The organism is Glycomyces halotolerans, assembly GCF_054779575.1.
The window spans coordinates 68,471-78,156 of the sequence record NZ_BAAGXZ010000020.1; the positions used below are offsets into that span (position 1 = coordinate 68,471).

A 9,686-nucleotide genomic window follows, 5' to 3' on the forward strand; every position below is an offset into this window, starting at 1 on the left:
TTTTCTCTACTCCCGGCGTCGCAGCAGGTAGACCAGCCCCACGACCGGCAGGACCAGCGGGACGTAGCCGTAGCCCGAACCGAAGTGCGACCACACCGACGCCTCGGGGAACCACTCCGGGACCGCGAGACTGAGCGCGCCGACCCCCACCACACCGGCCAACTCGATGCCGACCGCCGTCAAAGCCGCGCGCGGCGCGCCGCGAACGATCGCGATCGCGGCGACCAAGTAGATCAGCGCGGCGATCGCGCTCAATGAGAAACTCACCGGCGCCCGCTCGAACTTCACCGCGATCTGAAAGAGCGCCCTGGCCCCGGCTGAGACGGCGAAGACGACGTAGACCAGCACGATCAAGCGGCCGAACCCGGCGGCCAGCGCCCGCCGCTCCGGCGCGACCTCAGACGACGACATCGATCTGGAACTCCCAAATCTGGTGGAGCCGCAGCATCAGCGCGGCGACGACGAGGCATGAGGCGGCCACGGTGCCGATGCCCCAGCGGCTGCGGTCGATCGCGCCCCACAGCACGGCCGCGATCGGCACCAGGATCGTGGTCACCAGGTAGGAGAAGAACAGCGCCTTGCCATCGCCGGCCGCGCCGGGCACCAGCGCGATCGCGGCGACGAGCTGGGCCAGCAGCAGCACCTCGAGGACGCCGACGCCGACGAGGTTGGCGGACCCGACCCGCTTGGAACGGGCCGTGTCGACGAAGAACCACGCGGCGATCGCCAGCGCGGCGGCCTGCGTCGCGAGGTAGAGCCATTCGATCACGCATCAAACGCTAGACCAGTCGCGATCGGGGGTCGCGGCTAGACTTCTGGGCATGGCTGACCTCACGCACGTCGACGCCTCCGGGGCCGCCCGCATGGTCGACGTCTCGGAGAAGGACATCTCGGCCCGCGTCGCCCTGGCGACCGGGCGGCTGCGCACCACTCCCGAAGTGGTGACCGCGCTGCGGGAGAACACGCTGGCCAAAGGCGACGCGCTCGCCACGGCCCGGATCGCCGGGATCATGGCCGCCAAGAAGACCCCCGACCTGGTGCCGCTGTGCCACCCGATCGCCATCAGCGGCGTGAAGGTCGACCTGGAGGTCACCGACGACGGCGTGGACATCACCGCCCGCGTCAAGACCGCAGACCGGACCGGCGTCGAGATGGAAGCGCTCACCGCAGTGTCGGTGGCCGGGCTTACGTTGGTGGACATGGTCAAGGCGGTCGACCCGGCCGCACGGATCACCGATGTCCAAGTCGAGGAGAAACTCGGGGGGAAGACCGGCACATGGCGGCGATGAAGCTGCGTGCGCGAGTGGTGGTCGCCTCGAACCGGGCGGCGACCGGCGTCTACGAGGACACCTCCGGTCCGCTGCTGACCGAAGGGCTGCGGTCCTCGGGCATCGAAGTCGACCGGCTGGTCGTGGTGCCCGACGGCGACCCGGTCGAGGCCGCGCTGCGCGCCGCGGTCGCCGATGGAGTCGACCTGGTCGTCACCTCCGGCGGCACCGGACTGACCTCCCAGGACCTCACCCCCGAGATGACGCACCGAGTCGTCGACTTCGAAGTCCCCGGCATCGCCGAGGCCATCCGAGCCGCCGGACTGGCGAAGACCCCGCACGCCGCGCTCTCCCGCGGCATCTGCGGGGTCGGCGGCAAGACGCTCATCGTCAACCTCGCCGGATCGACCGGCGCCGCCAAGGACGCCTTGACCGTACTGACGCCCGCGCTGATCGAGCACGCGGTGTCCCAGCTGCACGACGGCGACCACGAGAGGAGCCGCTGATGTCGGCCGCCGACAAGCCCAGCGACTGGGCCGAAGCCCGCGAGACCGCCTGGCGGGCCGGATACGAGGCCCGCGGCGACGCCGCCGAGCTCACGTTCGGCGAGGCCGCCGGGTCGGCGCTGGCCGCACCGCTCACGGCCGCCTCCGACCTGCCCGCGTTCCCGACCTCGGCCGTCGACGGCTGGGCCGTGGCCGGACCGGGTCCATGGCGCATCGGCGCCTCCGTGCTGGCCGGATCCGTGCCAGGGCCGCTGGCATCCGGGGAGGCGGTCAAGATCGCCACCGGAGCGCAGGTTCCCGAAGGATGCGAAGGCATCATCAGGCTCGAGCACGCCGACGTCGCCGACGATGACTACGTGGACGGTCCGGCGAACCGCGAATGGCGCCGGACCGGCGAAGAGGCCGTCGCGGGCGAAGAGCTGCTGCCGGCCGGGACGCCGATCACGCCGCCGGTCATCGGCCTCGCCGCCGCCGCCGGCCACTCCGAACTCCCGGCCCACCCCCGCCCGGTCACCCGCATGGTCGTCTTCGGCGACGAGCTGCTGAGCAGCGGCGTCTCCCGCGACGGGCGGGTGCGCGACTCCCTCGGGCCGATGATCCCCGAGATGCTCAGCGCGGCCGGCTCCCACCCCGACGACACCTACGACGGTTCGGGGCCGGTGGCCGACACGCTCGAAGACCACGTCCACGCGTTGCGCACCGCCACCGCCGACGCCGACCTCACCTGCACCACCGGCGGCACGATGGTCGGCCCGGTCGACCACCTGCACGCCGCGCTGGCCCAGCTGGGCGCCACTTACCTCGTCAACACCGTGGCCGTGCGGCCCGGTTTCCCGATGCTGCTGGCGCGCACGAAAGAAGGCCGCTTCATCGCGGGCCTCCCCGGCAACCCGCAGTCCGCGGTGATCGCGGTGGCGACCCTCGTCGTCCCGCTCCTGGCGGGCCTGCGGGGGTTGCCGCTGCCCGAGACCGGCCGGATCACCCTCGCCGAGGACGTGCCGGGGCGCGGCGACTGCACGCACCTGGCGCTGGTCGACCGCGTCGGCAACCGGCTCGCCCACCACGGCTCGGCGATGCTGCGCGGGCTGGCCACGGCCGCCGGTTTCGCCGTGATCCCCGCTGGGGCCGAAGCCAAGGCCGGGGACAGCGTGCCGCTCGTGCCGGTCCCGGGGGTGGGGGCATGATCCGCGCGCAGATCAGCGGGAGCGGCCTGGACGCCGCCGAACACGAACGGGCCGTCTCGCTCGATGCCACCGGCGCGGTGGTGGCCTTCTCGGGGAACGTCCGCGACCACGACCACGGCAGGGGCGTCAAGGCCCTCGCCTACGAGGGGCATCCCTCGGCCGAGTCGATCCTCCGCGAGATCGCCGAGGAGATCGCCGCCCGGCCGGGCGTCCACGCCGTCGCCGTCTCGCACCGGATCGGTGATCTGGCCATCGGCGACGCCGCCTTGGTCGCGGCCGTCTCGGCCGAGCACCGCCGCGAGGCGTTCGAGGCCTGCGCCGACCTGGTCGACGAGGTGAAGTCGCGGCTGCCGATCTGGAAGCACCAGTTCTTCACCGACGGCGGCGACGAGTGGGTCAACTGTCCGTAGCGTCGGACCGGTTGCGGCCGAGGAGTTTGACCAGCAGGACACCGCCGAGGACGATGACGAGGAAGGCCAGCAGGATCGTGGCCAGCGCCGCGCCGGTGTTGGGCTCCTCCTCGGCGGCGGTCTCGGTCGGCTCGGCGCCGGCCGTGGTCTCCTCCGTCGGTTCCTCGGTGCCGCCGAAGCCTTCGGCGTACAGCTCGGCCGGGATCTCCTCCACGGTGAAGGCCACCGAGCCGTCGACGCGGTGGCCGTCTTCCGAGATGACGCGGAAGGCGACCGTGTACCGGCCGGGGGCGGTGTAACGCATCGGCTGAGTGAAGGTGTCGCCGTCGAAGGACGGCTCGTCGACCTCGACGGCCTCGCCGCCGGGACCGGTGACGGCGATCTCGGTCGAGGGCCCGTCGAGGATTTCCGAGAAGGTGGCCGAGAACGACTCGGGCGCGGTGTCCAGGGCCGCGCCGTCTTCGGGATCGGTGCTGACCAGGGCGGCGTGCGCCGAGGCCGCGGAGGCGAACGAGAGCGCCATGACCGCCCCGCACGCCGCGGCCGCGAGCATTTTGAGGGTGTCTTTGACAGAACCTAGCGACATTGCGCCATCGTGCCACAATTGCAATACTTCTCTGACGCGCGAAGGATCACACACCGTCGCAGGTCACAGCCGTTCGATCACCATTTGCACACGAAGGGTCATCAATATGGCCCGGTCTGCACGAATTGCCCCTCGTGCCTCTCGTGTTGACGATCGCCCGAAGTTGTGGTGTGCTTACGTCCATGGTTGAACCGATCCGATGGGGAATCCTGGCGACCGGCAACATTGCATCGACCTATGTAGAAGATCTTGCCCTGCTCGACGACTGCCAAGTCACCGCCGTTGCCTCGCGCTCGGCCGAGCGAGCCGCTGCTTTTGCCGAGAAGTACGATATCCCCCATGCCTGGGACTCCGTCCAGGCCCTTGCCCGCGACGATGATGTGGACATCGTCTACGTCGCGACCCCGCACTCCCACCACTACATCCCGACGATCCAACTGCTCGAGGCCGGCAAGCACGTCCTGTGCGAGAAGGCGTTCGCCTACAACGCGAGCCAGGCCAAGACCATGTTCAACGTCGCTCGGGAGCACCAGCGGTTCCTCATGGAGGCCATGTGGACCCGCTGCAACCCGGCGATCCGGGAGATGCGGCGCGCGATCCAGGAGGGCATGATCGGCGACGTCATCGCCGTGCACGCCAACTTCGCGCTCCACGGCCACTTCCCGCCCGAGCACCGGCTGCGCAACCCCGAACTGGCCGGCGGCTCACTGCTGGACCTGGGCATCTACCCGATCACGCTGGCGCATATCGTGCTCGGCGTTCCCGATTCGATCCATGCCGAGGCGATCATGTCGCCCGAAGGGGTCGACGAGTACATGGGGCTGACACTGCGGTACCCCCGGGCGATCGCCCAATTGTCGTCGTCCTTCATCGGGGGAGCGGCCAACACGGCCACGATCTCGGGGACCGAGGGCCGCATCGAACTCCACGGGCTGCTGCACCGGCCGAGCGGGTACACCGTCAACCGGTACGGCGAGTCGCCGCGCGAGTTCGAGGCGCCCTTCGTCGGGCACGGGTACGTCCACGAAGCGCTCGAAGTCCACCGGGCGCTGCGCCAAGGACGCCTGGAGTCGACGCTCGTGCCGCCGTCGAGCACCATCGAGGTCATGGAGATCCTCGACGAGGCCCGCAAACAGATCGGCCTGCACTACCCCGGCGAGACCCGACCCCTTTAGGCTTCGATCTGGTCGCGCGTCCGCTCACGCCGGGCCAAGATCGCCCGCTGCTTCTCGCGCAGCCACGCCGCGCGCTGCTCGGCGGTCCGGCCCGCTGACGAAGGGGCCTCCTCGACGGCGATGCCGCGGGCGGCCGCCTCGGCACGGAACAGATCGTCGACCGCCGGCGCCAACGCCATGCACGGACCGGTGAAGAAGCCGAGCTGAGCCTCCTTGGTGCGGACCCAGCCCTGGTACTCGATCTCGCAGACGAACTGCCGGCGCCCGGCTTCGGGGTCCTCGATCGCGAGCTCGGCGGCCAGCGCCCAGAGCGTGAAGAGCACGGAGGAGGCCTTCTCGCAGGCCCAGGCGCGCCCGGGTACCGGCGGCAGGAAGTTCGACACGGTGTCGACGATCGACTCCGAGGAGAGCTTCTCGATCATCCCGTCGAGGGTGCGGGTGCGGATCGCCCGCACCTTGGGCCACTTCGCGGTCGCCTCGTCGAAGCCGACCTCTTCGGGGCCGATGTCGATGGCCCCCAGGCGGTCGAGCTGCCGCAGCAGCAACCCGGCGCCCTTCGGCGGGTCCTCGCCGGCGGTGATGACGGTGCTCAGGCTGAGGCGCCACGGGCTCGACACCGGGGGCTCTGGCACGGGGAGGCGCTCGAGCAGGGTCTCCAGGTCCAGGTCGTCGAAGCCGGCGCGCAGCGAGGTGGCGCGGTTCCGAGCGGCGTCGGCTTTGCCGGTGACCGCGCCGACGGCCGAGTCGATGCGGGCCCGCGCGGCGGACTTGGCATCGTCCCTGGCGCCGGCGGCCTCGGACTTGACCTGCTCGCCGACGTCCTTGGCTTTCTGGGCGACACGGCCCAGACGGTCCTTCATTCCCATGTAGGCAATCTACCGAGCCCGCACAACGATGCCGGGCGCTCAGTCCCGGCCGAGGTTGTTCCGGGCGCGATCGCGCAGGTGCTCGGGCATGTGCTGGTTCATCAGGCCCATGACGTCGATCTTGTCGCCGACCAGCGCCTGGGCCATCTCGGCCATCTTCAGGCCGTGCGTGGCGGTCGCTTCGTCGATGAGGGCCATGATCGTCGGCGCCAGCGACTGCCGCTGCCGCATGGCGTGCTCGTCGATGCCGATCTCGTCGACGCGGCCGTCGGCGTCGAGTTTGACGCGGACCAGGCCGTCCTCGGAGTGCACCTCCACGGCGTCGGCGCCCATCTCGGTGCGCATGTCCTCGTATTTGCGGAGGGTCTCCTGGGCCTCGCGCTCCATCCGCTCCAGGCGGGCGAGCATCTCCTGCGGGCTCGGCCGCTCGCTCCGGTCGCTCATCGAGGGCCTCCCTCGTCGTCGGCGAGCCCGACGAACTGCGGGCCGAGAATCCGGTTCACGGCCGTGTTCATCTCGGCCTCGACCTGCTTGCCGGCGGCCCGGACCGTCTCGGCGATCATCTCGCCGAGCTCGAGGCCGCTCATCTGGAACGCGTTGGGCCGCAGATCGAGCTCCTTGACGCGGCCGCCGGGGCCGGCCAGGACCCGCACCGCCGAGTTCTCGCTCACCGCCTCGGCCTCGACCTCCATGGCGAGCCGCTGCAGCTCTTGGGCCTTGCCCTGCATCTCGTTGCCGTCCATCTGGGCCAACGCACTTCCTCCTCCCCATGCGCGGCCATCGGGCTGCCGCGCCACGGGGTCGATGCTATAAGCATGATGCGAACACTCTTCGCCATCCTCTCCGCGTCAGGCCGACCGGTGCGACCGCCGAATCGCCCGGAGCCGGTCCTGGAGGTCGCGGTCCCGCTTCTCCAGACGCCTGCGCTCGACTTCACGCCGCTTCGACTCAGGCCACAGCCAATACCGGCGCCGGTACGCCCTCCCCGCCGCGAGACCGGCGATCAAGGCGACCACCACCGGCGCCCACATCGGAAACAGCGCCTGCGACAGCGGGAACCCCTCCCCCGGATCCACGGCATGGGACCGGACCGATCCCCAAGCGGCCGCGAACAGGAACACCGCGTACGTGATCACGAACGCCTTCGACGAGGCGCCACTGCTGTCGACGTGGTCCCTGCCGGTCCGGGCCATCGCGCTGTCCACCGACTCGTTGAGCCGGTGCCAGTCCACTTCCGCACTGACACGCCGCTCGCCACGCTCGGATTCCGACTCCGGCGGGCTCGGATTCACGGCGTCGGCGATGAAGCTCATGGCGAGCAGCGAAACCACCACGATGACGGCGATGCCGAGCACCATCACGGCGGCGAGCACCGGCGGCATCCACCCTGCCATCACCGCCGTCCCCCTGCCGCGTCCTCAACCTTGCGCCGCTTTCGGCGCCCGCTCCACGCGACGAGGGCCGTGACCGCGCACAAGCCGACTCCGGCAGCGGCGACCACCGCCCAGGCGGCGAACACGAGCCCCCAGCCCGGAATCTCCCACAACGTGGTCGATTCCATTTCGGTCACTCCTCTTCCTCGCGGTCGTCCGGATCAGTGGAGTCGACGGCGCCCTTGGTGCTGCCGAGCCCGCCGCGCACGCCGGTCGCCGTAAGACCACTGGCCAGATCGGCCGCGCCTCGCGTGGTCGACGCGACGGTGCCGGCACCGTCGCCTCCCCATCCCAGCCCGTTCCTCCACTGGTCCGCGGCCCATCCGTGCGCGTTGTTCGCGGCATGGTGGCCGCCGATGCTCGAGCTCGTCCGGTTCGCCCAGGTGTAGTCCGAGAACTTCGTGACATTGTCGATGTGAGTCGTTACCGCGCTGCGGGACGCGCTCGTCAGCCCCTCGCCCATCTTCTGGACGAGGCTGTCGCCCAGGCCCCTGACCTTCTCACCGAGCGTCGCGAAACCCTTGTGGATCTTGCCGAGACTCTGGAGCAGGTCGGCGACCTTGTCGAAGGCTTTTTTGATCTTGTTCGCCACACTCATCATCGTCGACACGGCGTCGAGCACGACGCCGCTGACGGCCGCCGGAACCGACGCCCCGAAGGTGAACGCCGCGCTCGCCAGCGCCGAGAGCAGCCACATGATCCCTCGAGCGACGAAGTCGCAGATCAGTTCGAGCACGATCGCTCGGATCGTCCCGACGACGATGCCGACGCCGGCGATCCAGTTGGAGGTGGTCTGCGCGGCCCCCGCGGCCCCCGAGACGGCTCCGCTGAAGGCCGCGTTGACTTCCCGGTAGGCGTCGGCGGCATCGCCCTCCCAACCGGCGGTCCCGGCGACCTCGGTGGCCAGTGCGTCGGCCGCGTTCAGCAGCTCGCCGGAGATGTTCGACCAGGTCTGGGAGAGCGCCGTGATCTCGCCGGGGTCGCCGGCCAGGGCGTCGAGCGGTTCGCGAAGCCAGTCGACGTGCTCGATGATCCATCCGAGCCCCGCCATGATGAACTCTTTGAACGGGTTGGCCGCGAGCGCGAGGATGTCGAGGCCGGCGACCACGCCGTCGATGGCCAGGGCCGTGCCGTTGAACTCCTGGTCGGTGGCCACGCCCATATCGGTGCGGACGGCGTTGAGGCTGTCGACGAACCGAGCGCCGGTGGTGGCGCCGGGTCCGGAGTTCTCCGCGATGAGGTCGCTCATTACTCGATCTCCTCCGCGATCTTCTGGAGCATGTCGCTGATCTCGGTGTCCACGTCCTCGTAACACATGGCGATACCGTCGAGGGACAGGCCGACGGCTTCGGCGAGCGCGGCGGTGTCCTCGATCGCGGCCCCGGCGTCGTCGACGAAGACGTCGTAGATCGCGTTGATGAAAGGCGACATCAGGTAGCCGTAGGCCTCACTGCCGCCGAGGCCGACTTCACGCGCCGCGGTGGCGGCGTTTTCTATCTTGGGAAAGACGTTGGAGCGCAAAGCGCTCGCGTGGTCCCGGATCTCCTCTGGATCGGCACCGAATCCATCGCTCACGGTCTAGTCCTCCGGGGCGTAGCGGTTGACGGTCTGACGGATGACGCTCATGGCCTCGGAATCGTCGCCGAGCAGGCCCGACATCACTTCGACCGATCGTCGGGAGGCCTCGGCCGCGGCCTCCCGGTAGGTCTCCATGACCAGAGCGGCGAGTCCTTGGCCCGAAAGGTGCTTCGCGGCCGGGCTGAACTCGATGTCCGTGAGCGCGCCGCCGACGTTGACGGTGACCGCGACCTCGCGGTCCTCGGATTCGACTCGCACCGATGTCTCGGCCATGAGCTGCTGGGTCTGCTCCGCCTTGCCTCGGATGGCGGCCATGCGTTCTTCGAACTGCCGCATGTACCCCTCGGGGTCATTGAACGCGGACGGTGATTCGCCTCTGCCGTCACTAGGTGGCATGTCGACTTCCTGCCTTCGATTGCAATGCCGGAGGCCGAAGCCGACGGTCACATGGCGTCGGCTCCGGCCAGGGTTTGGTCTACGCGTACGGGTCTTCGTCTTCGTTGCCGATGCCCCAGACATCGTCTTCTTCGACGAGCCACGTGTCCTTGCCGTCGCCGTCTTCACCGGCGCCGCCCATGCCGCGGCCCGCGCCGCCGCCCATCATGCCGCCCATGGGACCGCCACGGCCGCCGCCGGCGCCTCCGGCACCGCGGTCACCGCCGCCCGCGCCCGCACCCGCG

General features: G+C 69.9%; 16 protein-coding genes and 1 pseudogene. 5 read left to right on the plus strand and 12 right to left on the minus strand.

Features of this window, described 5'->3' with window-relative positions; translation table 11 throughout:
- Window positions 1–6: 6 nt before the first annotated feature.
- Both ACYVL2_RS15965 and ACYVL2_RS15970 read right to left on the minus strand, forming a co-directional pair.
- Window positions 7–411 (minus strand): hypothetical protein, encoded by a 405-nt coding sequence (locus ACYVL2_RS15965; RefSeq protein ID WP_460545099.1) that lies wholly within the window; start codon window positions 409–411, stop codon window positions 7–9.
- Window positions 398–769, minus strand: a complete 372-nt coding sequence (locus ACYVL2_RS15970) for a hypothetical protein (RefSeq protein ID WP_460545101.1) — start codon at window positions 767–769, stop codon at window positions 398–400. Before ACYVL2_RS15970 ends, ACYVL2_RS15965 begins: the two co-directional genes overlap by 14 nt.
- A 52-nt stretch (window positions 770–821) precedes the next feature.
- On the opposite strand from ACYVL2_RS15970, the gene moaC reads away from it, so the two are divergent.
- The 4 genes from moaC to ACYVL2_RS15990 are packed head-to-tail and all read left to right on the plus strand — an operon-like array spanning window position 822 to window position 3,368.
- Window positions 822–1,289: a cyclic pyranopterin monophosphate synthase gene (gene moaC / locus ACYVL2_RS15975; protein ID WP_460545103.1), complete on the plus strand. Its 468-nt coding sequence runs from the start codon at window positions 822–824 to the stop codon at window positions 1,287–1,289.
- A complete protein-coding gene (locus ACYVL2_RS15980) occupies window positions 1,286–1,774 on the plus strand; it encodes a MogA/MoaB family molybdenum cofactor biosynthesis protein (protein WP_460545128.1) in 489 nt (162 codons plus the stop codon). Before moaC ends, ACYVL2_RS15980 begins: the two co-directional genes overlap by 4 nt.
- Complete coding sequence (locus ACYVL2_RS15985; protein ID WP_460545105.1) at window positions 1,774–2,958, plus strand: molybdopterin molybdotransferase MoeA; 1,185 nt, start codon at window positions 1,774–1,776, stop codon at window positions 2,956–2,958. The genes ACYVL2_RS15980 and ACYVL2_RS15985 overlap by 1 nt, the downstream gene beginning before the upstream one ends.
- The gene (locus tag ACYVL2_RS15990; protein WP_460545107.1) at window positions 2,955–3,368 is read left to right on the plus strand and encodes a molybdenum cofactor biosynthesis protein MoaE; all 414 of its coding nucleotides are present in this window, start codon (window positions 2,955–2,957) and stop codon (window positions 3,366–3,368) included. The genes ACYVL2_RS15985 and ACYVL2_RS15990 overlap by 4 nt, the downstream gene beginning before the upstream one ends.
- Here the strand turns inward: ACYVL2_RS15990 and ACYVL2_RS15995 are convergent.
- The gene (locus ACYVL2_RS15995) at window positions 3,355–3,954 is read right to left on the minus strand and encodes a copper resistance CopC family protein (protein ID WP_460545109.1); all 600 of its coding nucleotides are present in this window, start codon (window positions 3,952–3,954) and stop codon (window positions 3,355–3,357) included. The two genes, ACYVL2_RS15990 and ACYVL2_RS15995, sit on opposite strands and share 14 nt — an antisense overlap.
- 182 nt (window positions 3,955–4,136) lie before the next feature.
- Between ACYVL2_RS15995 and ACYVL2_RS16000 the strand changes: the two genes are divergently transcribed.
- On the plus strand, window positions 4,137–5,129 hold the full coding sequence (locus tag ACYVL2_RS16000) for a Gfo/Idh/MocA family protein (protein WP_460545111.1): 993 nt from the start codon (window positions 4,137–4,139) through the stop codon (window positions 5,127–5,129).
- Here ACYVL2_RS16000 and ACYVL2_RS16005 read toward each other — a convergent pair.
- The 9 genes and pseudogenes from ACYVL2_RS16005 to ACYVL2_RS16045 form a co-directional block, all read right to left on the minus strand.
- Entirely contained in the window at window positions 5,126–5,995 is an 870-nt protein-coding gene (locus ACYVL2_RS16005; RefSeq protein ID WP_460545113.1) for a hypothetical protein, read from the minus strand. The genes ACYVL2_RS16000 and ACYVL2_RS16005 overlap by 4 nt on opposite strands.
- Before the next feature lie 39 nt (window positions 5,996–6,034).
- The gene (locus ACYVL2_RS16010) at window positions 6,035–6,439 is read right to left on the minus strand and encodes a YbaB/EbfC family nucleoid-associated protein (protein ID WP_460545115.1); all 405 of its coding nucleotides are present in this window, start codon (window positions 6,437–6,439) and stop codon (window positions 6,035–6,037) included.
- A complete protein-coding gene (locus ACYVL2_RS16015; protein WP_460545130.1) occupies window positions 6,436–6,738 on the minus strand; it encodes a YbaB/EbfC family nucleoid-associated protein in 303 nt (100 codons plus the stop codon). Before ACYVL2_RS16015 ends, ACYVL2_RS16010 begins: the two co-directional genes overlap by 4 nt.
- Before the next feature lie 105 nt (window positions 6,739–6,843).
- Window positions 6,844–7,368 carry a hypothetical protein gene (locus tag ACYVL2_RS16020; RefSeq protein WP_460545117.1) on the minus strand — a complete coding sequence of 175 codons (525 nt, stop codon included), beginning with the start codon at window positions 7,366–7,368 and terminating at the stop codon, window positions 6,844–6,846.
- 20 nt (window positions 7,369–7,388) lie between these two features.
- Entirely contained in the window at window positions 7,389–7,556 is a 168-nt protein-coding gene (locus ACYVL2_RS16025; protein ID WP_460545119.1) for a hypothetical protein, read from the minus strand.
- 5 nt (window positions 7,557–7,561) lie between these two features.
- A complete protein-coding gene (locus ACYVL2_RS16030; RefSeq protein ID WP_460545121.1) occupies window positions 7,562–8,677 on the minus strand; it encodes a WXG100 family type VII secretion target in 1,116 nt (371 codons plus the stop codon).
- Complete coding sequence (locus tag ACYVL2_RS16035; protein WP_460545123.1) at window positions 8,677–9,003, minus strand: type VII secretion target; 327 nt, start codon at window positions 9,001–9,003, stop codon at window positions 8,677–8,679. The genes ACYVL2_RS16030 and ACYVL2_RS16035 overlap by 1 nt, the downstream gene beginning before the upstream one ends.
- A 3-nt stretch (window positions 9,004–9,006) precedes the next feature.
- The gene (locus ACYVL2_RS16040) at window positions 9,007–9,402 is read right to left on the minus strand and encodes a YbaB/EbfC family nucleoid-associated protein (RefSeq protein WP_460545126.1); all 396 of its coding nucleotides are present in this window, start codon (window positions 9,400–9,402) and stop codon (window positions 9,007–9,009) included.
- A 79-nt stretch (window positions 9,403–9,481) separates the two neighbouring features.
- A pseudogene (locus tag ACYVL2_RS16045) lies at window positions 9,482–9,686 on the minus strand (single-stranded DNA-binding protein); the annotation flags it as partial.

Coding starts and splice junctions, on each gene's coding strand:
- ACYVL2_RS15990 (WP_460545107.1), top strand. CDS start 2,955: ATGATCCGCGCGCAGATCAGCGGGAGCGGCCTGGACGCCGCCGAACAC.
- ACYVL2_RS16000 (WP_460545111.1), top strand. CDS start 4,137: ATGGTTGAACCGATCCGATGGGGAATCCTGGCGACCGGCAACATTGCA.
- moaC (WP_460545103.1), top strand. CDS start 822: ATGGCTGACCTCACGCACGTCGACGCCTCCGGGGCCGCCCGCATGGTC.
- ACYVL2_RS16030 (WP_460545121.1), bottom strand. CDS start 8,677: ATGAGCGACCTCATCGCGGAGAACTCCGGACCCGGCGCCACCACCGGC.
- ACYVL2_RS16040 (WP_460545126.1), bottom strand. CDS start 9,402: ATGCCACCTAGTGACGGCAGAGGCGAATCACCGTCCGCGTTCAATGAC.
- ACYVL2_RS15980 (WP_460545128.1), top strand. CDS start 1,286: ATGAAGCTGCGTGCGCGAGTGGTGGTCGCCTCGAACCGGGCGGCGACC.
- ACYVL2_RS15985 (WP_460545105.1), top strand. CDS start 1,774: ATGTCGGCCGCCGACAAGCCCAGCGACTGGGCCGAAGCCCGCGAGACC.
- ACYVL2_RS15965 (WP_460545099.1), bottom strand. CDS start 411: ATGTCGTCGTCTGAGGTCGCGCCGGAGCGGCGGGCGCTGGCCGCCGGG.
- ACYVL2_RS16025 (WP_460545119.1), bottom strand. CDS start 7,556: ATGGAATCGACCACGTTGTGGGAGATTCCGGGCTGGGGGCTCGTGTTC.
- ACYVL2_RS16015 (WP_460545130.1), bottom strand. CDS start 6,738: ATGGACGGCAACGAGATGCAGGGCAAGGCCCAAGAGCTGCAGCGGCTC.
- ACYVL2_RS16005 (WP_460545113.1), bottom strand. CDS start 5,995: ATGGGAATGAAGGACCGTCTGGGCCGTGTCGCCCAGAAAGCCAAGGAC.
- ACYVL2_RS15995 (WP_460545109.1), bottom strand. CDS start 3,954: ATGTCGCTAGGTTCTGTCAAAGACACCCTCAAAATGCTCGCGGCCGCG.
- ACYVL2_RS16010 (WP_460545115.1), bottom strand. CDS start 6,439: ATGAGCGACCGGAGCGAGCGGCCGAGCCCGCAGGAGATGCTCGCCCGC.